Origin of the sequence: Catellatospora aurea, from assembly GCF_042663325.1 — a bacterium.
In the GTDB taxonomy this organism is placed as follows: domain Bacteria; phylum Actinomycetota; class Actinomycetes; order Mycobacteriales; family Micromonosporaceae; genus Catellatospora; species Catellatospora aurea.
The window spans coordinates 117,306-140,856 of record NZ_JBHTAC010000018.1 but is presented as its reverse complement, the minus strand read 5'-3'; the positions used below and the strand labels follow the sequence as shown (position 1 = coordinate 140,856).

At 72.9% G+C, this 23,551-nt stretch carries 21 protein-coding genes; 12 read left to right on the top strand and 9 right to left on the bottom strand.

Going from position 1 to position 23,551, the window contains the following annotated elements:
• The first annotated feature begins 82 nt into the window (after positions 1-82).
• The 3 genes from ACFQO7_RS19615 (at position 83) to ACFQO7_RS19605 (ending at position 5,416) form a co-directional block, all read left to right on the top strand.
• On the top strand, positions 83-1,480 hold the full coding sequence (locus ACFQO7_RS19615; protein WP_376807698.1) for a GH1 family beta-glucosidase: 1,398 nt from the start codon (positions 83-85) through the stop codon (positions 1,478-1,480).
• A gap of 181 nt (positions 1,481-1,661) precedes the next feature.
• Complete coding sequence (locus ACFQO7_RS19610; protein WP_376807697.1) at positions 1,662-2,465, top strand: hypothetical protein; 804 nt, start codon at positions 1,662-1,664, stop codon at positions 2,463-2,465.
• Between the two features lie 158 nt (positions 2,466-2,623).
• Positions 2,624-5,416: an ATP-binding protein gene (locus ACFQO7_RS19605; RefSeq protein ID WP_376807696.1), complete on the top strand. Its 2,793-nt coding sequence runs from the start codon at positions 2,624-2,626 to the stop codon at positions 5,414-5,416.
• Between the two features lie 96 nt (positions 5,417-5,512).
• Here the strand turns inward: ACFQO7_RS19605 and ACFQO7_RS19600 are convergent, their stop codons facing one another.
• The 3 genes from ACFQO7_RS19600 to ACFQO7_RS19590 form a co-directional block, all read right to left on the bottom strand.
• Positions 5,513-6,238 carry a PIG-L deacetylase family protein gene (locus ACFQO7_RS19600; protein ID WP_376807695.1) on the bottom strand — a complete coding sequence of 242 codons (726 nt, stop codon included), beginning with the start codon at positions 6,236-6,238 and terminating at the stop codon, positions 5,513-5,515.
• Positions 6,239-6,248: 10 nt separating this feature from the next.
• Entirely contained in the window at positions 6,249-7,628 is a 1,380-nt protein-coding gene (locus ACFQO7_RS19595; RefSeq protein ID WP_376807694.1) for a serine hydrolase domain-containing protein, read from the bottom strand.
• Positions 7,629-7,710: 82 nt separating this feature from the next.
• Positions 7,711-8,058, bottom strand: a complete 348-nt coding sequence (locus tag ACFQO7_RS19590) for a hypothetical protein (RefSeq protein ID WP_376807693.1) — start codon at positions 8,056-8,058, stop codon at positions 7,711-7,713.
• Between the two features lie 421 nt (positions 8,059-8,479).
• Here ACFQO7_RS19590 and ACFQO7_RS19585 point away from each other — a divergent pair, with 421 nt between their 5' ends.
• From ACFQO7_RS19585 to ACFQO7_RS19575, 3 genes are all read left to right on the top strand, one after another.
• Complete coding sequence (locus ACFQO7_RS19585) at positions 8,480-10,054, top strand: Na+/H+ antiporter (RefSeq protein WP_376807692.1); 1,575 nt, start codon at positions 8,480-8,482, stop codon at positions 10,052-10,054.
• 13 nt (positions 10,055-10,067) lie between these two features.
• Positions 10,068-10,319, top strand: coding sequence for a UBP-type zinc finger domain-containing protein (locus tag ACFQO7_RS19580; protein ID WP_360541365.1), 252 nt, complete (start codon positions 10,068-10,070; stop codon positions 10,317-10,319).
• Between the two features lie 123 nt (positions 10,320-10,442).
• Positions 10,443-12,080, top strand: coding sequence for an ABC-F family ATP-binding cassette domain-containing protein (locus ACFQO7_RS19575; protein WP_376807691.1), 1,638 nt, complete (start codon positions 10,443-10,445; stop codon positions 12,078-12,080).
• A 266-nt stretch (positions 12,081-12,346) separates the two neighbouring features.
• Here the strand turns inward: ACFQO7_RS19575 and ACFQO7_RS19570 are convergent, their stop codons facing one another.
• Positions 12,347-12,982, bottom strand: coding sequence for an MBL fold metallo-hydrolase (locus ACFQO7_RS19570; RefSeq protein ID WP_376807690.1), 636 nt, complete (start codon positions 12,980-12,982; stop codon positions 12,347-12,349).
• Positions 12,979-14,064, bottom strand: a complete 1,086-nt coding sequence (locus ACFQO7_RS19565; RefSeq protein WP_376807701.1) for an S-(hydroxymethyl)mycothiol dehydrogenase — start codon at positions 14,062-14,064, stop codon at positions 12,979-12,981. The genes ACFQO7_RS19570 and ACFQO7_RS19565 overlap by 4 nt, the downstream gene beginning before the upstream one ends.
• 135 nt (positions 14,065-14,199) lie before the next feature.
• Between ACFQO7_RS19565 and ACFQO7_RS19560 the strand changes: the two genes are divergently transcribed.
• Complete coding sequence (locus ACFQO7_RS19560; RefSeq protein WP_376807689.1) at positions 14,200-14,742, top strand: GNAT family N-acetyltransferase; 543 nt, start codon at positions 14,200-14,202, stop codon at positions 14,740-14,742.
• A 13-nt stretch (positions 14,743-14,755) separates the two neighbouring features.
• On the opposite strand, the gene ACFQO7_RS19555 is transcribed toward ACFQO7_RS19560, so the two are convergent.
• Positions 14,756-15,034, bottom strand: a complete 279-nt coding sequence (locus ACFQO7_RS19555) for a hypothetical protein (RefSeq protein ID WP_376807688.1) — start codon at positions 15,032-15,034, stop codon at positions 14,756-14,758.
• 239 nt (positions 15,035-15,273) lie between these two features.
• On the opposite strand from ACFQO7_RS19555, the gene ACFQO7_RS19550 reads away from it, so the two are divergent.
• Positions 15,274-16,716 (top strand): RICIN domain-containing protein, encoded by a 1,443-nt coding sequence (locus ACFQO7_RS19550; protein WP_376807687.1) that lies wholly within the window; start codon positions 15,274-15,276, stop codon positions 16,714-16,716.
• Positions 16,717-16,801: 85 nt separating this feature from the next.
• Positions 16,802-17,983: a GNAT family N-acetyltransferase gene (locus ACFQO7_RS19545; RefSeq protein ID WP_376807686.1), complete on the top strand. Its 1,182-nt coding sequence runs from the start codon at positions 16,802-16,804 to the stop codon at positions 17,981-17,983.
• 147 nt (positions 17,984-18,130) lie between these two features.
• Here the strand turns inward: ACFQO7_RS19545 and ACFQO7_RS19540 are convergent, their stop codons facing one another.
• Together ACFQO7_RS19540 and ACFQO7_RS19535 are read right to left on the bottom strand one after the other, a co-directional pair.
• A complete protein-coding gene (locus ACFQO7_RS19540) occupies positions 18,131-18,532 on the bottom strand; it encodes a ribosomal maturation YjgA family protein (RefSeq protein ID WP_376807685.1) in 402 nt (133 codons plus the stop codon).
• 188 nt (positions 18,533-18,720) lie between these two features.
• Positions 18,721-20,145: a WGR domain-containing protein gene (locus ACFQO7_RS19535; protein WP_376807684.1), complete on the bottom strand. Its 1,425-nt coding sequence runs from the start codon at positions 20,143-20,145 to the stop codon at positions 18,721-18,723.
• A gap of 144 nt (positions 20,146-20,289) precedes the next feature.
• Between ACFQO7_RS19535 and ACFQO7_RS19530 the strand changes: the two genes are divergently transcribed.
• Together ACFQO7_RS19530 and ACFQO7_RS19525 are read left to right on the top strand one after the other, a co-directional pair.
• On the top strand, positions 20,290-21,180 hold the full coding sequence (locus ACFQO7_RS19530; protein WP_376807683.1) for a septum formation family protein: 891 nt from the start codon (positions 20,290-20,292) through the stop codon (positions 21,178-21,180).
• Between the two features lie 114 nt (positions 21,181-21,294).
• The gene (locus ACFQO7_RS19525) at positions 21,295-21,939 is read left to right on the top strand and encodes an HAD family hydrolase (protein WP_376807700.1); all 645 of its coding nucleotides are present in this window, start codon (positions 21,295-21,297) and stop codon (positions 21,937-21,939) included.
• Positions 21,940-21,955: 16 nt separating this feature from the next.
• Here the strand turns inward: ACFQO7_RS19525 and ACFQO7_RS19520 are convergent, their stop codons facing one another.
• A complete protein-coding gene (locus ACFQO7_RS19520; RefSeq protein WP_376807682.1) occupies positions 21,956-22,699 on the bottom strand; it encodes a GNAT family N-acetyltransferase in 744 nt (247 codons plus the stop codon).
• Positions 22,700-22,795: 96 nt separating this feature from the next.
• On the opposite strand from ACFQO7_RS19520, the gene ACFQO7_RS19515 reads away from it, so the two are divergent.
• On the top strand, positions 22,796-23,428 hold the full coding sequence (locus ACFQO7_RS19515; RefSeq protein ID WP_376807681.1) for a class I SAM-dependent methyltransferase: 633 nt from the start codon (positions 22,796-22,798) through the stop codon (positions 23,426-23,428).
• Positions 23,429-23,551 lie beyond the last annotated feature (123 nt).

Sequence of the window (23,551 nt, the reverse complement as noted above, 5' to 3'; positions counted from 1 at the left end):
TCGCCACGATCCCGCTGGTGATCGTGTTCGCGCTGCTCGGCAAGTACATCATCGGCGGCATCATGCAGGGAGCGGTGAAGTCATGACGCTGGCCACTACCGAGGAGCAGCTCACCGGAACCGCGGCGGTGCGTTTCCCGGCCGGGTTCCGCTGGGGCGCGGCGACCGCGTCGTACCAGATCGAGGGAGCGGCGGCCGACGACGGGCGCACCCCGTCCATCTGGGACACCTTCGCCCGTACGCCCGGCAAGGTGTTCGAGGGCCACTCCGGTGACGTCGCCTGCGAGCACTACTTCCGCTACCGGGACGACGTCGCCCTGATGAAGCGGCTCGGGCTCGGGACCTACCGGTTCTCGGTCGCCTGGCCACGCATCAAACCCGACGGCTCCGGCCCGGTCAACTCGCGCGGCCTGGACTTCTACGACCGGCTCGTCGACGAGCTGCTCGACAAGGGCATCGACCCGATGGTCACCCTCTACCACTGGGACCTGCCACAGGTCCTCGAAGACCGGGGCGGCTGGACCAACCGCGACACCGCCTACTACCTCGCCGACCTCGCCACCGCGACCATCGCGCGGCTCGGCGACCGGGTGCGCACCTGGACCACGCTCAACGAGCCGTGGTGCTCGGCGTTCCTCGGCTACGGCAGCGGCGTGCACGCGCCGGGCCGGCAGGATCCGCAGGCCACGTTCGAGGCGGTGCACCACCTGATGCTCGGGCACGGCCTCGCGGCGCGGGCGCTGCGGGCGGGCGGGGCGCGGGAGGTGTCGCTGACGCTGAACCTCACCGACGTCCGGCCGCTCACCCCCGCCGACCCGCACGACCAGGCGGCGGCCCGGCTCATCGACGGGCTGCAGAACCGGCTGTTCCTGGACCCGGCGCTGCGCGGGCGCTACCCGCAGGACATGCTCGCGCTGTTCGAGCGGTTCGGTGCGGCAGCGGTGATCCAGGCCGGTGACGAGTCGCTCATCGCCGCCCCGATCGACCTGCTGGGCGTGAACTACTACCAGCCGGCGCTGGTCCGGGCCCAGGTCGGCGCGCACAGCGGGCAGGCGCACCCCGGCAGCGAGGGCGTCGAGTTCGTGACCCAGAGCGCGCCGGTGACGGCGATGGACTGGCCGGTGGACCCGACCGGCCTGTCCGACCTGCTGCTGCGGCTGGCGGCGGACTACCCGGGCGTGCCGCTCATGGTCACCGAGAACGGCGCGGCCTACACCGACGTGGTGGAGGGCGACCGGGTGGCCGACGACGAGCGCATCGCGTACCTCGACGGGCACCTGCGGGCGGCGCACGCGGCCATCGAGGGCGGGGCCGACCTGCGCGGATACCTCGCCTGGTCGCTGCTGGACAACTACGAGTGGGGGTACGGCTACGGCAAGCGCTTCGGGCTGGTGCACGTCGACTACGCCACCCAGCGCCGCCTGCCCAAGGACAGTGCCCACTGGTACGCCGAGGTCATCGGCCGCAACGGCCTGACCTGACGGGCCGGTTCGGATCATCGGGGCGCGGTCACGGCAGGAGCCGGGCCGCGCCTCGTGTATGCGAGGGGCAGCCGCATGAATTTCGCGAAGTCAAGAATCGTTTGGGCGATTTCGACCGTTATATTCGGCAGCCATGCCTCCCGGTCCGCACCGGGCGGTCCACCGTCGAATAGGGCCCGCGATGAGAATCAACCTGCCGACTCCCCGCACGCTCGTGCGCTTCCTGCTGTGCTTCGTCGCCGGCCTGCACGTGCTCAGCCTCGGCGGCAACTACCTCTACCACGGGCTGGGCCACCACAACGTGATCCCCGCCTTCGCCTGGTGGACCACGTTCTTCAACGTGGACAAGGAGAAGAACCTCCCGACCTGGTTCTCCGGCGCACTGCTGCTGCTCGCCGCGTACGTGCTGTGGGAGATCGCGAACAACGTCGCCGCACGGGGCGAGAAGTACGCCAAGCACTGGCGGATCCTGTCGGTCGTCTTCGCGTTCCTGTCCATGGACGAGATCACGCAGATGCACGAGATGAGCCGCAAGATGGGCCTGGTCAACCTGGGCAAGGCGTCCTACCTGTCGTGGATCGTGGTCGCCGCGCCGTTCGTGCTGGTCTTCTGCGTGTCCTACCTGAAGTTCCTGTTCCACCTGCCGATGCGCACCCGCCTGCTGGTGGCGGGCGGCGGTGTGCTGTTCGTGCTCGGCGCGGTCGGCATGGAGGTCGTCGGAGCGTTCGTCGGCCGGGACGTCAGCGGCAACGTCGCGCCCGGCACCGGGTACATGGAGTACCTGCTCGCGGCGTCCGTCGAGGAGCTGTGCGAGATGCTCGGCGTCATCACCTTCTTCTACGCCATGTCCTCCTACCTGTACGAGCGCCAGCAGCAGGACGCGCTGGCCGCTCCCGGCGCGCCGGTGCAGCTCGCCGCCGCCAGGTCCCGCCGCCAGCCGGTCGCCGCGGGCACCGCGCGGCACGGGGACACCGCCGCCCGCTGACTCCCGCCCGGCCCTGTTACCCACTTCAGCAGACGTTGGCCTATCTCATCGAATCCGAGGGCGGATTTCGATGTGATAGGCCAACGTCGATAAAAACGGGGTTGGGCGGGTGAGGTGATCGAGGATGGGGCGGTGGGTGGGCCGTTAGTCTTGATCACGTGGAGGCCGATCGGCCGGACCTGGTGGACCGGACCGCGGAGTGCGAGCAGCTGCGCGCCGCCGCGCGGCGGGCTGCCGCCGGGCACGGCAACGCGGTGGTCCTGGAAGGGGCCGTCGGCCTGGGCAAGACCATGCTGCTGGACCGCCTCGCCGAGCAGTGCGCGGCGCTGGGCATGCGGGTGCTGTACGGCGCCGCCGCCGACGTCGAGCAGCGTCTGCCGTTCGCGGCCATGTCGGCCGTCGCACGGGCGCACGTGGGCCGCGACGACGACCTCGACCGGGTGATCGACCTGCTGCGCGGCCGCGACGCGCTGGCCCGCAGCGTCACCGCCCTGCACCACGAGCTCGCGGTCACCGAGGAGTTGCTGGCGCTGGCCGACCGCTGGCTCAGCCGCGGCCCGGTCGCGATCCTGCTCGACGACGCCCAGTGGGCCGACGCGTCCAGCATGGTGCTGCTGCACCGGCTCGCCCGCGACATCGGGCAGGAGCCGCTGCTGCTCGTCGTCGCCGCTCGCGCGCTGGCCCAGGGCGAGGCGCTGAACAGCCTGCAACGGGGCCTGCTCGCCCAGGGCGCGCTGGAGCTGCGGCTGGAAGCCCTGCCCGAGCCCGCGGTCGTCGCGCTGGCCACGGCACGCCTCGGCGCGCCGCCGGGTCCGCGGCTGCGGGGCGTGCTGCGGGCGTACGGCGGCAACCCGATGCACGTCAAGACCCTGCTGGGGGCGTACCTCGCCGACGGGTCGATCCAGGTCGAGGGCGGAGAAGCCGAGTTCACCGGTCCCGGCGACCCGCCCGCGGCGCCGCAGCCGCTGGTCGACCTGGCGCGCGGCCAGGCCGCCCAGATGCCGCGCGAGTACCGGGAGACCCTGCAGGCCGCCGCGGTGCTCGGGCTGACCGTCGACGTCGCCGAGCTGTCCGCGGTGCTCGACCGGCCGCTGATGTCGGTGTCCGAGGTGATCGCCGACGCGGTGGCCACCGGCCTGCTCGTCGACGACGGGCAGTGCCTCCGGTTCCGCCAGGGCCTGGCCCGCGAGCTGCTCGACCGCAGCGTGCCGCAGGCGGTGCGGACCGCGTTGCACCAGCGCGCTGGGCGGATGCTGACCGGCCGGGACGGCGCGCCCGAGCGGGTGGCCGCGCACCTGCTGGCCGGGGGCGACCTCGACGCCGACGGGCGGCAGTGGCTGGCCGCGAACGCCGACGCGCTGACCGTACGCGCCCCCGACCTGGCGGTGCGGCTGCTGCGCCGGGCCACGGCCGACCCGGCGCAGGCGAGCCCGGCGCTGCGTACGCACCTGGTCCGGGCATTGCTCTGGGACGGGGACCCCGTGCAGGCCGAACGGGCCGCCCGCGCCGCGCTGTCCTTCGACGGCGACGCCGCCTGCGCGCCCGACCTGCGGTGGCTGCTGGTCCAGGCCTGCTACCGCCAGGGACGGCTGCAGGAGGCGATCGACGCCACCGAGCCGGCGGTGGACTCGCCGGACACCTCGGTCGGGCAGGCCGCGCGGTTCCACGGCATCGCCGCGATCTGCCTGTTCCTGCTGGACCGGTTCGACGAGGCGGTGACGGTCGCGGACCGGGCCGTCGCGGACGGCGAGGCGGCCGGGGACGCCGAGGGCATCGGCATCGGCTACCTCGCCAAGGGCGTGGGCCTGGCCAAGGACGACATGGCCGCGTCGCTGGCGCTGACCGAGCTGGCCCTGTCCCACCTGGGCCACGGCATCCGCCCGGACCTGCAGGTGGACCCGTACGTGCTGAAGGGCATCTGCCTGATGGAGCTGGACCGCCTCGACGAGGCCGACGAGGCCGTCGCGACCGCGGTGCGCCACAACCAGCGCACCGGCGGGGTGTTCCTGACGACCGCGCACGCGGTGCGCGCGCACATCCGCTTCCTGCAGGGGCGCTGGGACGACGCGCTGGCCGAGGTGCGCAGCGGCCTCGACGGACCGGATCCGCTCGGGCACGAGCCGCGGCTGCTGGCCATGGCGGACCTGATCGCCGTGCACCGCGGTGATGCCCCGGGCGCGGAACTGCCCGCCGACGCCGGGGAGGCCGACGGCCGCTACCTGGTCCGCTGGGCGCAGGCGCTGGCCGCCGAGGCGCAGGGCGACCCGAAGCGCGCCGCCGGGTTGCTGCGGCCGATGTGGGAGCAGGCCGACGGGCTCGAAGCCCGGCGCATGATGTACCGGGTCTGCCCCGACCTGGCGCGCAACACCGTCGCGGCCGGGGTGCCCGGCGACGCGCGGGCGCTCGCCGACGACCTGCACACGATCGCCTCCGTGCAGCCCACGCCGAGCCTGGCCGGCTGCGCCGCGTACTGCCGGGGTCTCGCCGAGGGCGGCGTCGCGCCGATGCGTGCCGCGGTGGACGCGTTCCGGCGGGCGGGCTGGCCGCTGTACGAGGCGTACGCGCACGAGTCGGCCGCGCTGGCCCTGGCCGCCGCCGGTGACCAGGCGGGCGCGCGGGAGGCGCTCCAGCAGGCGCTGGACGGCTACGGCCGGCTGGAGGCGAGCTGGGACATGGCGCGGGCCCGCGCCCGGCTGCGCGACGCCGGAGTGCGCGACGGGGCACGTGGCCGCCGGGGCCGTCCCAAACACGGCTGGGACGCGCTCACCGACACCGAGCGCACCGTGGCCGAGCTGGTCGCGACCGGCATGTCCAACCCGGACGTCGCCGCGCAGCTGTTCCTGTCCCGGCGCACGGTGCAGTCGCACGTGTCGAGCATCCTGGCCAAACTCGGCCTGACCTCCCGCGTGGAACTGGCCGTCGCCGCGACCCAGCGCCAGGCCCAGCCGTGACGACCTAGGTCCACCCCTGCCCGCGGCCGGGTCCGGTCGCCGGTGAACTCGCCCGGGTAGGCCGGCCGGGCCGCGGCGCGCGACCCGGCCGGCCCGTCACATCCGGTGCAGCTCGAAGGCCGCCGCGCGCCGGCCGCCGAAGCGCGGCGCGGTCAGGTCGGCCATCCACTCCAGGAAGGCCCGCGTGTCGGCCATCGGGTTGTCGCCGAGCCCGGCCAGGTAGGCGTGGTGCGCGTCGAGGGACGCCACGGCCCGGTCCAGCGTGTCGGTGATGTCGACGGCGTGGGTGGCCTGCGGCGAGCCGCCGACGGCGACGTAGCGCACGCCGCCCCACGGGGCCAGTCCCTGCTCGATCAGCTCCGGGAAGATCCACCGGTTGCCCGCGTCGCCGACCGCGTCCATGACCGCCCGGCCCACGTTGCGGTGGTCGGGGGAGTTCCAGCCGCCGCCCGGCCACGTGTCGTGGAAGTTCGCGGTGACCACCAGGTCGGGCGTGTGGCGGCGGATCGCCGCGGCCAGGTCCCGGCGCAGGGCGAGGCCGTACTCGACGACGCCGTCGGCGTGGCCGAGGAACTCCAGCTCGGACACGCCGACCTCGGCGCAGGCCGCACGCTGCTCGGCCTCGCGCAGCGGCCCGCACTCCTCCGGCGGGAGGTTGTCGATGCCGGCCTCGCCGCGGGTGACCAGGGCGTAGCGCACGTCCTTGCCCGCCGCGGTCCACCCGGCCACCGCCCCGGACACCCCGTATTCGAGGTCGTCGGGGTGGGCGGCGATGGCGAGGGCGCGGGTCCAGTCCGTCGGCAGCGGTTCCAGCTGATCCATGGCCCCGACCCTACGCGGGGCCGCCGCGCCAGCCCAGCGGGTCGACGCCGCCGGGGACGGTGTCCGAACCGTACGGCTGCCGGGTGAGCACGAAACTGCCCAGGTCCAGATGGGTCACCGCGCCCGCGGCGTCGCGCACCACACGCAGCGTCTCGCCCGCGTAATAACCCTCCAGCCCGAGCCACGTGCCGTCGCCCCGCGCCTTCATCCGGGAACTGCGCCCTGCCCCGGTCAGCGGCCCGAACTCCAGGTCGCCGTCGGCGCGCAGCCGGATCAGCGCGGGGGCGGGTCCCACGTACCAGGGGCCGGCCAGGTCCAGCAGCGCAGGGTCGTAGGTCTCCAGCGGGGTCCACGTGTCCGGGATGCGCGGCTCGTGCTCGGCGGTGATGCGCACCAGGTCGGCGGCCAGCGCCCCGATGGAGATGCCCGAGGTCGCGTTGGCCAGCACGACGCCGCCCAGCCGGTCGGCGGGGCTGACCCACACCGTGCACAGGAAGCCGGGCATCGAGCCGGTGTGCCCGGACAGCATCCGGCCGCCGTCGTTCTTGAGCTGCATGCCCAGGCCGTAGCTCAGGTCCCAGACGGGGCCGTCGAGCGGGGACGCCGGGACGCGCATCTGCGCCAGGCTCGCCTCGGCCAGCACCGCCGGGTCGCCCGCGCCCAGGAACGCGGCGAAGCGGCACAGGTCCTCGACGGTGGACCACAGCTGCCCGGCCGGGGCCATCAGGCCGGTGTCGGTGGCGGGCTCGGGCAGCAGGACGTCGGCCCACGGGTGCACGGCCCAGCCGTCGGCGTGCGGTGCCTGCGGCAGCAGCGAGGTGCGGGTCATGCCGAGCGGGGTGAGGATCTCCTCGGTGAGCACCTGCTCCAGCGGCTTGCCGCGCAGCAGCTCGACGAGCGCGCCGAGCAGCGCGAAGCCGGGGTTCGAGTAGTGGAAGACCCGTCCGGCGGGGTGCTTGACGGGGTCGGCGTCGATCAGGTCGGCCAGCTCGGGGCGTACGCCGCCGTCGGTGCGCTCCCACCACGGGGCCGGGGTCTCCGACGGCAGGCCGGCGGTGTGCGCGAGCAACTGGGCGACGGTCAGCCCGGCGGCGGCGGGGGGAGAGGCGGGCAGGTGCGTGCCCAGCGGGTCGGCCAGGTCGAGGCGGCCCTCGTCGCGCAGGCGCATGACCAGCACGGCGACGAAGGTCTTGGTGAGCGAGCCGATGCGGTACTGCGTGTCGGTCGTCGGGGGCTGCCCGCCGACGAGGCCGCGACCGCCGGTCCACACGGGTGCGCCATCGCGGACGATGGCGCCGACCAGGGACGGGACACGCCCCTCGGCCTGGGCGGTGGCGAGGCGGTGCAGCAGGGCGCGGCTGGTGGCCGGCAGCAGTTCCATGTCAGGCATCCGGCCATCGTGCCACCGCGGCGGGGTCCGCAGGGTACGGGTGGGCCGGCGGTCGGGGCCGCCGGCCCGGGACGGGTGATCCTCAACGGTGGTTGCTGTACCCGTGGTGGTTGTTGCCGTGGTTGTTGTACTTCTTGTGGTGGTAGTTCTTCTTGTAGTGCCTCTTGTAGTGGTGGCTGTACTTGCAGACCCACTTCTTGTACGTGCGGTGGTGCCAGCGGTAGGTCTGCTTCCAGCAGCGCTTGCCGCCGTCCAGTGCGGACGTGGTCGATTCCTGCGTGGACACCGAAACCGGTTCGGTGAGCTGCACGGCCGACGCCCGCTGCGGTTGCGCCATGACGGTGAGCCCGGCGACCAGGAACAGCATCAGGCTGAACATGGTGGTGGTGATCCGCAGCCGGTGGCCGATGGCACGAGCGGTCTCCTGCATCGAACACCCTCCTCCCAACGAATGGCTGATCAAGCGGAACAGGCCGATCAAACCTCCGCCGGCGAGACATGGTCAACGCCGTGATCAGGGCAAACGCCTTGCCGGGCGGCAGGTCAGGGGTGCTTTCACCGGGAGTTCATTTAGCCTGCCTACCGACCGGCAGGTAGAACGCCCATCGGGGGCGGTAACCGGGCGGTGCGCGGGATCGCCTGACCGGTCGGCAGGGAAGGATGAACATCGGGTGAACCCATGCGATATCCTGCATGTTTCCCATTTTGTGGGAGGGAAATCTTACCTACCGGCCGGTCAGTGCCCGGCGCAACGCCGTCAGCAGCGGAGATTCGTGCTCGATCGCGCCGGATGGGCGCGGTGACCGTGGACATATGCGTACCGGGCGCTGCCGCGCCATAGGCTCTGACACGTGAATGCCCTCGTGGTGGCCGTCGTGCTGACCGTGATCGTCGTCGCGGTCTCCGCGCTGTCGCGCCGGTACAACCTGCTCAACCCGATCGTGCTGGTGGTGGTGGGCCTGGCCCTGGCGCTGATCCCCGGCTTCCCGGTCGTGGTGCTGGAGCCGGAGGTCGTGCTCATCGGCGTCCTGCCGCCGCTGCTGTACGTCGCCGCGCTGGAGACCTCGGTGCCGGCGTTCCGGCACAACATCCGCTCGATCCTGCTGCTCGCCGTCGGCCTGGTCATCTTCACCGCGGTCGCGGTCGGACTGCTCGTGCACGCGTTGCTGCCCCAGGTGCCGCTCGCCGCCTGCCTGGCGCTCGGCGCGGTGGTCGCGCCGCCGGACGCCGTCGCGGCCACCGCCATCGCCAAACGCATCGGCCTGCCCCGCCGGCTGGTGACCATCCTCGAAGGCGAGAGCCTGCTCAACGATGCCACCGCGCTGGTCATCTTCCGGGTCACCGTCGTGGTCGCGATCGGCACCGCGGTCGGCCCGATGGCGGTGGCCCAGCAGGTGATGCTGGCGGCCGGCGGCGGCGTGCTGGTCGGCGCGCTGGGGGCGCTCACCGCCGCGTTCCTGCACCGGCGCACCCGCGACCCGCTGATCGACAACTCGATCTCGCTGCTCACGCCGTTCGCGGTGACCGTCGTCGCGGAACTCATCCACGCCTCGGCCGTGGTCGCCGTCGTGGTGGCCGGTCTCTACCTGGGCCACCGCATGCCGACGCTGATGTCAGCCGCGTCGCGCCTGCAGATGGGCGCGTTCTGGCGCATGATCACCTTCATGCTGGAAGGACTGGTGTTCCTGGTCGTCGGCCTGCAACTGCGCGAGGTGCTGGCCGACCTGAACACCCCCTTCGCCGAGGTGGCGGGGCTGACCCTGGCGGTGCTGGCGACCGTGATCATCGCCCGGTTCGCCTGGATGTATCCGGTCGCGTACCTGGTGCGGTTGCTGCCCATGGTGCGCCGCCACGGCACCGGCATCGACTTCACCGGGGCGACCGTGATCTCCTGGGCCGGCATGCGCGGCGTGGTCACCCTGGCCACCGCGCTGGCGCTGCCCGCCGTGCTCGCGGGCCGCATGCCCTACCCGCGGGCGCTGTTCGTGTGGCTGGCCTTCGCGGTCATCGTCGGCACCCTCGTGCTGCAGGGCATGACCCTGCCGATGGTGGCCCGGATGCTGAAGGTCCAGGCCGACGACCCGACCCGGGACATCCTCGCCGAGGCGCAGGCGCAGCAGCAGGCCAGCAAGGCCGCCCGCGAGCGGCTGGAGAGCCTCGCCGACACCGCCTCCCCGGAGGTGGTGGACAAGCTGCGCCTGCTCACCGAGCGCCGCTCCAACGCGGTATGGGAGCGGCTGGGCGCCGACCGGGAAACGCCATCCGCCGTCTACGTCCGGCTGCGCCGGGAGATGCTGGAGGCCGAGCGGGCCGTGTTCCGCGCCGCCCGCGACGCCGGCCGGATCCCGGAGGACGTGCTCGTGCGCGCACAACGCGACATGGACCTGGAAGAGTCGATGCTGGAACGGATGGACCGACCCGCGTGAACGAGGAGCAGGCATGAGCTGTGAGGACCTGAAGAACGCCGACGACCCGGCGGCCCGCGCCGACGGCTGCGAGGAGTGCCTGCGCGACGGCACCACCTGGGTGCACCTGCGCCGCTGCCTGAACTGCGGGCACATCGGCTGCTGCGACTCCTCCCCGCACAAGCACGCCACCGCGCACTTCCACGAGGTCGGGCACCCGGTCATCCAGTCGTTCGAGCCGGGCGAGGACTGGCGCTGGTGCTACCTGCACGAGGTCGTGGGCTGACTCCCGTGCCCGGCCGGGGCCGGTGACCAGGGCGGTACGCTTCGGCGGTGTGCGGGAGCAAGGCATGAATGAGCGGACCATGGGCTCGGGACATGCCTGTGACGAGCGGAGCGAGGAACAGGCATGAGCGCGACTTTGGTGGCCCGTGGCCTGTCCGCCGGGCACGGCGAGCGGGTCCTGTTCAGCGAACTCGATCTGGTCGTCGCGCCCGGTGAGGTGGTCGGCCTGGTCGGCGTGAACGGGGCCGGCAAGTCCACGCTGCTGCGCCTGCTCGCCGGCCTGGCCACACCCGAGCAGGGCAGCATCTCCCTCAACCCGCCGACCGCCAACGTCGGGCTGCTGCCGCAGGAGCCCGAGCGGCGTCCCGCCGAGACGGTGCGCGACTTCCTCGCCCGCCGCACCGGTGTGGCGCGGGCCCAGCAGGAGATGGACGACGCGGCGCTGGCGCTGGCCGAGGGCGCGGACGGGGCCGACGACCGCTACGGCGAGGCCCTGGAGCGCTGGCTCGAACTCGGCGGGGCCGACCTGCCCGAGCGGGCCGAGGCGGTTGCCGCGGAGCTGGGCCTCGACGTCGGCCTCGACCACCCGATGACGGCGCTGTCCGGCGGCCAGGCCGCCCGCGCGGGCATGGCGTCGCTGCTGCTCAGCCGGTATGACATCTTCCTGCTGGACGAGCCGACCAATGACCTCGACCTGGCCGGGCTGGACCGGCTGGAGCGTTTCCTCGGCGAGCTGCGCGCGGGCACCGTGCTGGTCAGCCACGACCGCGAGTTCCTCACCCGCACCGTCACCCGGGTCGTCGAACTCGACCTGGCCCAGCAGCAGGTGCGTCAGTACGGCGGCGGCTACCAGGTCTACCTGGCCGAGCGGGAGGTCGCCCGCAGGCACGCCCGCGAGGCCTACGAGGAGTACGCCGACAAGAAGGACGACCTGCTCGCGCGGGCCCGCATGCAGCGTGCGTGGATGGAGAAGGGCGTCAAGAACGCCCGCCGCAAGTCGCCCGACAACGACAAGATGGGCAAGGCGTTCCGCACCGAGTCGACGGAGAAGCAGGCCGCCAAGGCCCGGCAGACCGAGCGCCTGATCGAGCGGCTGGAGGAGGTGGACGAGCCGCGCAAGGAGTGGGAGCTGCGCATGCAGATCGCCGCCGCCCCGCGTGCCGGAGCGGTGGTCGCCACCCTCAACAACGCGGTCGTACGCCAGGGCGACTTCACGCTCGGGCCCGTCGACCTGCGCATCGACTGGGCCGACCGGGTCGCCGTGACCGGCCCCAACGGCTCCGGCAAGTCCACCCTGCTGCGTGCCATGCTCGGCCGGGCGGTGCTCGCCGCGGGCACCGCCTCGCTCGGGCCCGGCGTCGTGGTCGGCGAGATCGACCAGGCACGCGGCCGTTTCCTCGGCCATCAGCCGCTCGTGGACGCGTTCCAGTCGGCGGTGCCCGCGCTGGCCCCGGGCGACGTGCGCACCCTGCTGGCCAAGTTCGGGCTGCGCGCGGCACACGTGCTGCGTCCGGCCGCGACGCTGTCGCCGGGCGAGCGCACCCGGGCCGCGCTGGCGTTGCTGCAGGCCTCGGGGGTGAACCTGCTGGTGCTCGACGAGCCGACCAACCACCTCGACCTGCCCGCGATCGAGCAGTTGGAGCAGGCGCTCGACTCGTACACCGGCACGTTGCTGTTGGTGACCCACGACCGGCAGATGCTGCAGGCCGTGCAGACCAACCGCATGCTCACCGTCGAGTCCGGACGCGTCACCGCGAGCTGAGCACACGGGTTGCCGAAAGGTTTTCGGCCTGCATCGTGGTGGGCAAACCAGACATCGCCGTGCCCTGAGCGCGGCGCCGGCCGCGACCGTGGCGACCGCCGTGGCCGCCTGGACCCTCGTCGCGACCGCCGCGCAGGCCGCCGTCACCGAGTTCGACAAGTGGATGCTGCGCGACTTCTGGCGGCACCTGAAGAACCGCTGGGGTTACTGACCCGGCAGCCGTGCGGACGCCCGTTTCGTGGGCGTCCGCACGGACAAAACCGTGTTCAGTGGCCGCGGGCCAGCCACTCGTCCAGGTGCGGGGCCTCCGCCCCGATGGTGGTGGTGTCGCCGTGCCCGGTGTACACCACGGTCTCCGGCGGCAGGGTCAGCAGCCGGTCGCGGATCGAGCCGATGATCGTGCCGAAGTCGCTGTAGGACCGGCCGGTCGCGCCCGGCCCACCCTGGAACAGGGTGTCCCCGGAGAACAGGGCGTTCAGCTGCGGCGCGTACAGGCACACCGCGCCCGGCGCGTGCCCCGGTGTGTGGTGCACCCACAGCTCGACCCCGGCCACGGTCAGGCAGTCGCCGTCGGTCAGGTCCCGGTCGGGCACCACGCCCGGGTGGGTCATGTCCCACAGCACCCTGTCGTCGGGGTGCAGCATGATCGGCGCACCGCTCAGCCGGGCCAGCTCCGGCGCGGCGTCGATGTGGTCGTTGTGCGCGTGCGTGCACACGATCGCGACGACCCGCCGCGCACCGGCCGCCGCCATGATCGCGGCCGCGTCGTGCGCCGCGTCGACGACGAGCACGTCGCTGTCGTTGCCGATGAGCCAGACGTTGTTGTCGACCTCCCAGGTGCCGCCGTCCAGGCTGAACGTGCCCGAGGTGACCACCCGTTCGATGCGTGCCGAGCCCGTCACAGCATCACCACCGAGCGCAGCACCTCGCCGCGGCCCATCTTGGCGAACGCCTCCTCGACGTCGTCGAGCCCGATCTTCTCGGACACGAACGCGGCCAGGTCCAGCCGCCCCTGCAGATACAGCGCGAGCAGGGTGGGGAAGTCGCGGGAGGGCAGGCAGTCGCCGTACCAGGAGGACTTGAGCGCGCCGCCGCGGCCGAACACGTCCAGCAGCGGCAGTTCCAGCTGCATCTCCGGGGTGGGCACGCCCACCAGCACCACCGTGCCCGCCAGGTCCCGGGCGTAGAAGGCCTGCCGGTAGGTCTCCGGGCGGCCGACCGCGTCGACGACCACGTCCGCGCCGAAGCCGCCGGTCAGCTCGCGGATCGCCTCGACGACGTCGGCCTGCCCGCCGTTGACGGTGTGTGTCGCGCCGAGCTGCTGTGCCCAGGCGAGCTTGCGGTCGTCGAGGTCGACGCCGATGATCGTGGTCGCGCCGGCCAGCCGGGCCCCGGCGATGGCCGCGTTGCCGACGCCGCCGCAGCCGATCACCGCGACGGTGTCGCCGCGGGTCACCGCGCCCGTGTTCAGCACCGCGCCCAGCCCGGCCATCACGCCGCAGCCGAGCAGGCCGGCGACCTCCGGTGGCGCGGCCGGGTCGACCTTGGTGCACTGCCCGGCGGCGACCAGCGTCTTCTCGATGAACGCGCCGATGCCCAGCGCGGGCGACAGCGGGGTGCCGTCGGCCAGCGTCATCTTCTGCTTGGCGTTGTGAGTGGCGAAGCAGTACCACGGCTTGCCCTTGCGGCAGGCGCGGCACTGGCCGCACACGGCGCGCCAGTTCAGGACGACGTAGTCGCCCGGGGCCACCTCGGTCACGCCCGCGCCGACGGCCTCCACGACCCCGGCGGCCTCGTGTCCGAGCAGGAACGGGAAGTCGTCGTTGATGCCGCCCTCCCGGTAGTGCAGGTCGGTGTGGCAGACCCCGCAGGCCTGCACCTTCACCAGCGCCTCCCCTGGACCGGGGTCGGGCACCAGCACCGTTTCGATGCTGACCGGCGCGTTCTTCGAGCGGGCGACGACTCCGCGGACCTCGTGCACCACCGTGGCCTCCTTGCGCACGTTGGACAGACGCAAGGATGTTACCCGTGCGGGGCCCGCTCGCCAGGGAATCGTGCCCGGCCTGGGCGTCCGGAAACCTGTTGCGGTCCGGGCGCGCCCGCTCCTAGGTTCGCGAGCATGGACTATGCGATCAGGGCCGAGACCACCGCCGACCACGGCGCGGTGCGGGCGGTGCAGGGCCTCGCCTTCGGTGACGGCGACCGGGTCCCCGGACTGGTCGACGCGCTGCGGGCCGCTCCCGCCGCGCTGCCGGTGGTCTCGCTGGTGGCGACGGACGAGGACCGGATCGTCGGGCACGTGATGCTCAGCGCCTGCCGGTTGGACGCCCCGGCCCGCCTGGTCGACGTGTACACCCTGTCGCCGCTCGGCATACACCCTGATCATCAGCGTCGTGGCCTCGGCGGGCGGCTCGTCGCCGCGGCGCTGGCGGCCGCCGACGCCGCGGGTGTGCCGCTGGTGTTCCTGGAGGGCGACCCGAGGTACTACGCGCGGCACGGCTTCGTCCGGGCAAGCGGCCTGGACTTCCGCTCACCCTCGCTGCGCATCCCCGATCCGGGGTTCCAGGTGTACCCGCTGACGGCGCACGAGCCGTGGATGACCGGCACCTTCGTCTACTCGGACCCGTTCTGGGCGCACGACTGCGTGGGTCTGCGCGGCTGAGCGCCGCGGCTGCTCACAGCGGGCCGCCGAAGGTGGCGTCGTGGGCGGACCCGCCTGCCTGCCTCGGCGTGCCGCGCTCGGCGATCCGCCGTCCGGCCCGGCGGGAGCGGGCGGTCCGCGCTGCCTCCCGCTGCTCCGCGTCCCGCCGCAGGGCCGCCTCCATGATCGCCTGATCGACGGCCGGATCGCGCGGGTCCGTGCGCCGCCGCGCGGCGGTGTGAAAGAGCGCGTAGACCGTGAGCGCGACGACCGCCACGCACGGCGCGAACAGCAGGATCCCCGTGTCACTCATGGCGTGCAGCCTAGGCGGCGGCTGCCACGTCCGCCGATGTCGGTGATCCCGGCGGACCCTCGTCGGCGGGCCTCCGGTTCCGAGCCCGGACACGCAGGCTGGCATGCCATATCGATTGACATAGTTTGACGTCACGACTAACGTTCCGAGAACGGAAAGCGCTTTCCGCATCCGCTCACCTGCACCGCGGGCCGGCTCGCCCAGGCCGCCCGCGGCGCCAACACTCGGAGGTCCATCCGATGTCCCCATCCACTCCACGGACGACAACCCGCCGCTCCTGGCGACTGCGAACCGCACTCGTCGCGGCGCTGACCCTCGCGCTCGCGGCGGTCGGCGCGGTCGTCGCGGCACCGGCCCAGGCCGTCACCATCGACACCGGCGCCTGGTACGTCATCGTGTCCCGGCACAGCGGCAAGGCCGTCGACCTGTACAACTTCAGCACCGCCGACGGCGCCCCGATCGTCCAGTGGGCCCGCAACGACGGCTACCAGCAGCAGTGGCAGTTCGTCGACGCCGGCAGCGGCTACTACAAGCTGCGCTCGCGCCAGAGCGGCAAGTTCCTGGAACTGCCGAACGCCAACGACGGCACTGCCCTGGTGCAGAACCCGGACAACGGCACCACCCGCCAGCACTTCGCGGTGCGCGACACCGACAGCGGCTACGTGAAGTTCCTCAACCGGCACAGCGGCAAGGCCCTCGACGTGTGGGAGTGGTCCACCGCCGACGGCGGCATCATCAGCCAGTACGCCGACCTCAACGGCTGGAACCAGCACTGGCAGCTCATCGCGGTCGGCTCCGGCGGCGGTGGCGGTGGCGGGGGCGGCTCGCAGACCGGGCTGGTCGGCTGGGCCACCCAGGGCGGCGGCACCACCGGCGGCGGCAGCGCCTCGGCGACCACGGTCACCAGCTCGTCGGCCCTGTCCAGCGCCGTCTCCGGCAGCACCGCGCGAGTCGTGCGCATCTCCGGCACGATCTCCTGCTCCGGCATGATCACTGTCGGGTCGAACAAGACCATCCTCGGCAACTCCGGCGCGACGATCGCGGGCTGCGGCCTGAACGTCTCCAACGCGAGCAACGTCATCATCCGCAACATCTCGTTCCGCGACTGGAACGACGACGCGATCAACGTCCAGTACTCGACCCGGGTCTGGATCGACCACAACAGCTTCACCAACGGGTACGACGGCGCGGTCGACGTCAAGCGCGCCTCGGACTACGTCACGGTCTCCTGGAACCGGGTGTACGGGCACGACAAGTCCATGCTGCTCGGCCACAGCGACGACAACGCCAGTGAGGACCGCGGCCACCTGCGGGTGACGTACCACCACAACTGGTTCGACGGTTCGGGCACCCGCCACCCGCGGGTCCGCTTCGGCAACCCGGTGCACGTGTACAACAACTACTACCGGGGCAACGAGTACGGCGTCGCGTCCACCATGGGCGCGGGCGTGCTCGTCGAGGGCAACTACTTCGAGAGCGTCGACGAGCCCACGCTGGTCGGTTACGCCGACTCCGCCGACGGCGCGATCGTGCAGCGCAACAACTACTTCACCGGCTCCGGGTCCCCGGAGAGCGGCGGGGGCAGCGTGTCGGGCATCCCGTACTCGTACACCCTGGACAGCGCCGGCGGCGTGAAGGCCAGTGTGAGCGCAGGCGCGGGCGCGGGCCGGATCACGGTCTGACACCCTGATCCGGGCGGGCCGGCCCTACACCGGCCCGCCCGGTCAACGGGTGCCGGAGCCGGGCCGGCGTCCCTAGGATGGCCGGATGGTCTACGAGGTAAGGCAGCTGCAGGAGCAGGACGGACCCGCCGCCTGGCGGCTGGGCAGCGTCGCGTTCGGATATCACGCGTCCCCGCCACCAGAGGACTTCAGCCTCGTCCCGGGCCGGGTCGCCTGGGGCGTCTTTGACGGCGACCGGCTGATCGCCAAGGCCGTCGACCGCGAGCAGGGCCAGTGGTTCGGCGGTCGGATCGTGCCCACGTCCGGCGTCGCGGGCGTCGCGGTCGCCCCCGAGGTGCGCCGCGGGGGACTGGGCCGCCAGGTGCTCACGCGGCTGCTGGCCGGGGCGCGCGAGCGGGGCGCGGCGATCAGCGCGCTGTTCCCGTCGACGCCGCATCCGTACCGCAGGCTGGGCTGGGAGGAGGTCGGGGCGCTGACCTACCTCAGCGTGCCGACGTCGGCGCTGGCGGCGATCCGGCCGGGCCCCGGGGTCACGCTGCGCCCGGCGAGCAGCGAGGACGTGCCCGCCGTCCAGGCGCTCTACCGCGACTGGGCCAGGTCCGGCACCGGCATGATGGAGCGCTCCGGCCTGCTCTACGACACCACGCCGGAGAAGTTCCTGGCCGCCTACGACGGCGTCACCGTCGCCGTGGGCGCGACGGGCGACCTGGAGGGTTACGCGAGCTGGGTGCGCGGTCCGAACACCGATCCGGTGGCCAGGGTGACGGCGCACGACCTGGTGGCGGCCACGCCGCAGGCGTCGACGGCGCTGCTGGCCATGTTCGGCGGCTGGGCGAGTGTCGCCCCGACCACCGTGCTGCGGCTCGGCCAGGGCGACCCGGCCCTGCTGGAGATCCCGACGACGCTGGTCACCGTGGACAGCCGCCAGCCGTGGATGCTGCGCCTGGTCGACGCGCCCGCGGCGATCGCGGCCCGCGGCTGGCCGGGTTACCTGAGCGGGGCGGTGGACCTGGAGATCGCCGACGCCGAGTGCCCGCGGAACGCGGGTCCGTGGCGATTGGTGCTCGACGGCGGCAGCGGGCGGCTGGAGCCCGGCGGTTCCGGCGCCGTCCGGTTCACCCCGCGCGGTCTGGCCGCCTGGTACGCGGGCGCGGCCACGCCGTCGGCGTTGCGCCGGGCCGGCCTGCTGACCGGCGAAACCGTCGCCGACCCCCTGCTCTCCGCCGCCACCGCCGGCCCCACCCCGGTCCTCCACGACTTCTTCTGACCCCGCCGCCCCCGCGGCGCGACCCTTGAAGACTTGCGGCCTCCGAGTCACTCGGAGGCCGCAAGTCTTCAAGAGTTGCCGCAGGAGGAGCGGTGCGCCGGTCAGGCCGCAGGTTCTGACCCGAAACGGCGATCATCGTCCTGCTGATCAGGGTCCCGGCCGGACGACCAGCCGCGCCAGCATCAGCAGATGGACCGCGACCAGCGGGAGCACACCCGCCGGATACCAGAGCATGTCCAGCGGGTCGTACGCGACGCCTCGCGCCAGTCGGGCCAGCAGGCTGTGCTCCGACAGGTACGCGGGCACGCCGGTCAGCTGCGACAGCTCGACCAGCCAGCAGAACGCGATGGCCGCCGCCCCCGCGACCAGGGGAGTGGTGCGCGGCCGCAGGACGAACACCCCGGCGTAGATCATCGAGGCGTAGAGCGCGGTGCCGGAGTGCTGCTCCAGCGGCCCGTCCGCGAGGGCCCTGATGAGCAGGGCGATCGCCAGGACGGCGATCGCCGCGGCGAGCGCGAGCAGGCGGCGGGTCCAGTCGGTGCGCAGCATCCGCCGATGGTACGGAAGCAGCCCTGCCTCGCCGGTGGTGAGACTGTGAAGATCGGGTGATGCCGGGGTGACCCGGCTCGCGCCGACGGTCCGGGGCCGACCGAGAGATCCCGCTGCTCCGGCCGCCGCGAGGACGGCCCGCCGCCGCGGCCCGGTGGCACCCGGACGCGGCGGCGGGAGATTCGGGGCTACGCCAGGCGGCGGATCTCGCCGAACGCGCGGTAGAAGCCGCCCCGGCTGGCCTGGCGCACCTCGGACACGACGTAGCGCGCGCCGGCCTCGCGGATGCCCTTGGGGAACTGCACCTGCCACGACTGCTGGAAGCCCTCGGACACCACGCGCACCCGCAGCCGGCCGCCCTCCTCGAAGCACTCCAGCACGACGCCGTCGGCGCCCGCCTCGGCGGAGACGACCTCGACCGTGGTGGACGCGGCCACCGCCTCGACGTGCGCGGCCTTCACGTCGACGACCACCGGCACGGTGCCCTGCTCGGCCGCCCGGATCGCCGACTCGGTGGCGTCGATGCAGGCCAGCGAGCCGTCCGTGGTCACGATGTAGAGCCGCTCGTCGTGGTACTGCATCGAGTACGCCGAGCCGCAGCCGGTGCCCAGCTTCCACAGGCGGGTGCCGGAGCTGTCGAAGCAGTACACCGAGGAGCTGCTGTCACCGGCGAAGACGTACGCCCCGTCGGGGCTGGTCGCGCACGAGAACACGGGGGCGTCGCACTGGTACTCCCGGCGCGGCGAGCCGTCCTTGCCCAGCTCGACGACCTTGCGGGTGGACGTGCCCGCGTACAGCGTGTGCTGCTCCTGCCAGCCGAACAGCACCGCGCCGGTGCTGCGGGTCCACAGCTGCTCGCCGGTGCGCCAGTCGTAGCTGGTCACGCCGCCGGAGTGGCCGTGGTGCACGGCGTCGGCGTCGCAGCGGACCATCCAGCCCGACGAGCCCTGGCTCTTGCGCCGCCACAGGAACTCGTCCTCGTGGTCGATCGCGGCCACGCCCCCGCCCGCGTCCGACACGCCGAGCACGCCGTCGTGGATGTCGAGCCAGTAGATGTCGATGTCGGGGGCGATCCGGTAGGCCAGGCGCGGCACCTTGCCGGACAGGTCGTACACGTTGCCGTCGTCGCAGCCGGCGTAGAGCCAGGCGTCGTCGGCGACGATGCACTTGACCCCGTCGGGCAGCTTGAACTGCTGCACCACCTCGGCGCTGTGCGACAGCGTGGTGATCACACCGGCCTCGTTGCCGACCATGCAGACCTTGCTGTCGACGAAGACGCCGAACGCGGACGTGCCCGAGCGGTAGCGCCACAGCACCGGCGCGGTCTTCGCCGTCGAGCGGGTGCTGACGATGGCGCGCCGCGACACCGCGCGCTTGGAACGCGCGCCCTGCACCGCGGGGGCGTACCCCTTGCGTACCTTCTCGCCGATCTTCTTCGCCGCGGCGGCGCGGGCCTTGGCGTTGTCGGCGAACGTGCTCTTCGTCGTGGCTCCGGCGTCGCCGATCCGGCCATAGCGGATGGTCAGCTCGGTGTCGTCGACGACGACCTCGTAGAACTTGTGCGAGCCGCCGTCGGCTTCGGACAGTTCGAGGTAGGTGGTCTCAGCGGCCATGGGGGAAGGGGCCTTCTCTCGCGGAGGGGAACGCTTCGGCCACACCGTATCCGCCGCCCCCGACAGCGGGCCGCGCGGCAAACCAAGATCGGCCGTTGGGCCGATCCGCGACCGCGAGAGCTTGTCTACGCTGCGACGCAATCGATGAACGGGGAGACGATGCGGGGACGCCTCACGGCCGGCACCATACTGGCCGCGCTGCTGCTGAACGTCGCGCTGGCCGGGTGCGGCTCCGAGCTGCCGGACGGCGCGGACGGGAAGCTGGCCGACGACTGGGTGCCGATGGCTCAGGTCAAGGCAGTGGTGCCGGAGGTGGGCAGCTGTTACGACAGCCGGCCGGCGCCCTCCGTGAACAGCTTCGTCAAGCCGGTGTCGTGCAGCGAGAAGCACCTCGCGGAGGTCGGCCACGTCGGCACGTTCACCGGCGACAGCGAACCCGGCACGGAGCAGCTCGCGGCCGCGTACGCGGAGTGCGACACCAAGACCGCGGACTATCTCGGCGGCCCGTGGTGGCGGTGGCGGCTCCAACTGCACCTGACCATCCCGATGTCGCGCGCGTGGGACGGCGGGGCGCGCTGGTTCCGCTGCGACCTGGTCGAGGTGAGCGCGGCGAACTACGACGAGGCCTGGACGGAACGCACCGGCAGCCTCAAGGGCGACAAGCCGGCGGCGCTGCTCGTCGGCTGCGCCAACGCCGTGTCGAGGAACGACCACATCGAAGAGATGACCGAGGCCGCCTGCTCCAGCGCGCACAACGCCGAGTACATCGGCTTCTTCCGCGCGCCCCGCACGCTGCCCTACCCGGAGTCCGACCGGCAGTGGTTCGCGCTGTACCGGCAGTGCAGTGAACTGGCCACCGGCTACGTCGGGGTCAGCATGTCGCAGTGGTACCGGCTGTCCACCATCGCCTGGCCGGCCTACCCGGAGGCGTGGGCCGCCGGCGACCGCCGGGTCCGCTGCACCGTGTACTTCGGCACTAAGAAGATCAAGAAGACCGCCAAGGGCACCAAGGGCAAGGGCCTGCCGGGCTTCTGAGGCCGCGTGCGGCGGCCCGCACGGGCCGCCGCGACGGCGGAGCGTGATGTCAGCCACGGTCGGCGGCGGTCCCGGCCGCGGCCAGGGATGATCGTGGGCATGACTCCGGCGGCAGTGCTCTTCGACATGGACGGGACCCTGTTCGACAGCGAGCCGCTGTGGGACCTGGCCATCGAGGAGCTGGCCCGCGAGTACGGCGGGGAGATCTCGGTCGAGGTCCGGCTGGCGATGGTCGGCCGCTCCGTCGACGAGTCGATGCTGCTGTTCCACGAGGGCATCGGCCAGCCCTGGCGCGAGGCCGCCGCCAGCGCCGCCTGGATCTACGACCGGGTGTCCGGGCTGTTCGCCACCGACCTGGTGTGGCGGCCGGGCGCGCAGGAGCTGCTGCACGAGGTCCGCGCCGCGGGCGTGCCCACCGCCCTGGTGACCTCCACCAACCGGCGGGCCGTGGAGGTGGCCCTCGACACGCTCGGCCGGCACAACTTCGACGCCGTGGTCTGCGGCGACGAGGTCGCGTTCACCAAGCCGCACCCGGACCCGTACCTGCGCGCGGCGAAGCTGCTGAACGTCGAGCCAGCCGACTGCCTGGTCATCGAGGACTCGCCCACCGGCGTGGCCAGCGCCCTGGCCGCCGGCACCCGGGTGATCGGCGTCCCCAACGCGGTCACCCTCAAGCCGATGACCGGCCTCACCCTGCTCCCCACCCTGGCCGGCGTCACCCTCGCCGCCCTGGCCGCGTCGCCGGCCCAGGCCGGCTGACGGCGCGGCGGCACCGCTACCGGATGAGGTCCGGGGCGGCCGGGCGCACGTTCACCGGGCCGGCGGGCTGCGGCTGGTCAGCCATGGCCACGGGGCGCACGTTCACCGCCGGGCCGGCGGGCTGCCGCTCAGCGGTGACCGCGGTCGCTTCCGCGAGAGTGCGCAGCCACGCGCAGCGTCGGCGAGCCCGCTGGTCGGTGCGGGTCCACCACTGAGCGTCGATCTCGCGCCCGTTCGGCAGCACGTGCGGCCGCGACGGGCCGTCGTGGGCGAAGCCGCATCCGGCCAGCCACCGCATGCTCGCCGAGTTGGCGACCTCGCAGGCGGCGACCAGCGTGGCGATGCCGAAATGGCGATGCGCGAGTCGGCATGCGGCGGTCATGGCCTCCCGGCCGTAACCCTTGCCGCGGTGATCGGGGTGGACGTTGCCGCCGATCTGGTGTGCGCCGCCATCGCCCGTCGTGATCGACACTCCGGCGACGGGGAGCCGGGTGGCGCGTTCCACGGCGGTGAAGTAGAGCATCTCGACCACGGGCATCAGCGCGCCGGTCGGGTCCGCGGGCGGCCGGGCCAGCGCCTGCGCGGGTGCCGGCGGCTCCTCCTCGGGCCACCGGCCCTGCCAGTGCCGGGCCTGCTCGTCGGCCTGGAAGAACACGTGGTGTGCCAGGTCGTCGGCGCGTGAGCTGATCACCCACAGCCGGCGCGTCGTCGCGACGTGCAGGCCGGTCCTGCGGCACAACGCGGTGGTGCGGTCGAACACGGTCGGCTCCCGGAGGCGTGGCGGAGCTCGTTCATGCCGCAACGGCCGCCGGAACGGGGTCCCGGGCGGTCGGCGGTCGTGGCACATTGGTCGGCTGTGAGCGCTGACAAGGACTGGTACGACTGGCACGGGCCGTACGCCGATCCGGGGTCGCCGCTGTCGCGGAGACTGCGGCTGGTGCAGGAGCACGTGGACAGGTGGCTGGACGAGCGCCCGGAGCCCGTGCTGACCGTGGTCAGCGCGTGCGCGGGCCAGGGGCGTGACCTGTTCGGCGTGCTCGCGCGGCGGCCCGACGCGGCCCGGGTGCGGGCGACGCTGATCGAGTACGACCCGCGCAACGCGGCGGCGGCGCGGGCCGAGGCCGGCCGTCTCGGCCTGTCCGTCACGGTCGCCTGCGCGGACGCCGGGCTGACCGAGTCCTATGCCGACGCCGTCCCGGCTGATCTGGTGCTGTTCGCGGGGGTGTTCGGCAACATCGGCGACGCCGACGTCCGGCGCACCGTGGCCGCGCTGCCGCGGCTGTGCGCCCCCGGCGCGACCGTGATCTGGACGCGGACCCGGCGCGCCCCCGACCTGACCCCGTCGATCCGGGCCTGGTTCGCCGAGGCCGGTTTCGCCGAGACGGTGTTCCACGCCCCGGACGACGTGCTGTTCTCGGTCGGTGTGCACCGCCTCGCCGCGGCACCCCGCCCCCTCGGCCCGCCCGCCCGCCTGTTCCGCTTCGCCTGATTCCCGCCCTCGCACCGCCCACCCGCCCACCGACAAGGTGATCATGAAGTTGTGGCCATGACACGCCGTCGAACCGTGCCATAGGTTCATGATCAACGCGGAGAACGGGCGGCGGCCCGGTCC

Bases quoted from the DNA above. Each gene is read 5' to 3' on its own strand.
- ACFQO7_RS19615 (WP_376807698.1), top strand. From the start codon at position 83: ATGACGCTGGCCACTACCGAGGAGCAGCTCACCGGAACCGCGGCGGTG.
- ACFQO7_RS19610 (WP_376807697.1), top strand. From the start codon at position 1,662: ATGAGAATCAACCTGCCGACTCCCCGCACGCTCGTGCGCTTCCTGCTG.
- ACFQO7_RS19600 (WP_376807695.1), bottom strand. From the start codon at position 6,238: ATGGATCAGCTGGAACCGCTGCCGACGGACTGGACCCGCGCCCTCGCC.
- ACFQO7_RS19595 (WP_376807694.1), bottom strand. From the start codon at position 7,628: ATGCCTGACATGGAACTGCTGCCGGCCACCAGCCGCGCCCTGCTGCAC.
- ACFQO7_RS19590 (WP_376807693.1), bottom strand. From the start codon at position 8,058: ATGCAGGAGACCGCTCGTGCCATCGGCCACCGGCTGCGGATCACCACC.
- ACFQO7_RS19580 (WP_360541365.1), top strand. From the start codon at position 10,068: ATGAGCTGTGAGGACCTGAAGAACGCCGACGACCCGGCGGCCCGCGCC.
- ACFQO7_RS19575 (WP_376807691.1), top strand. From the start codon at position 10,443: ATGAGCGCGACTTTGGTGGCCCGTGGCCTGTCCGCCGGGCACGGCGAG.
- ACFQO7_RS19560 (WP_376807689.1), top strand. From the start codon at position 14,200: ATGGACTATGCGATCAGGGCCGAGACCACCGCCGACCACGGCGCGGTG.
- ACFQO7_RS19555 (WP_376807688.1), bottom strand. From the start codon at position 15,034: ATGAGTGACACGGGGATCCTGCTGTTCGCGCCGTGCGTGGCGGTCGTC.
- ACFQO7_RS19550 (WP_376807687.1), top strand. From the start codon at position 15,274: ATGTCCCCATCCACTCCACGGACGACAACCCGCCGCTCCTGGCGACTG.
- ACFQO7_RS19545 (WP_376807686.1), top strand. From the start codon at position 16,802: ATGGTCTACGAGGTAAGGCAGCTGCAGGAGCAGGACGGACCCGCCGCC.
- ACFQO7_RS19540 (WP_376807685.1), bottom strand. From the start codon at position 18,532: ATGCTGCGCACCGACTGGACCCGCCGCCTGCTCGCGCTCGCCGCGGCG.
- ACFQO7_RS19535 (WP_376807684.1), bottom strand. From the start codon at position 20,145: ATGGCCGCTGAGACCACCTACCTCGAACTGTCCGAAGCCGACGGCGGC.
- ACFQO7_RS19530 (WP_376807683.1), top strand. From the start codon at position 20,290: ATGAACGGGGAGACGATGCGGGGACGCCTCACGGCCGGCACCATACTG.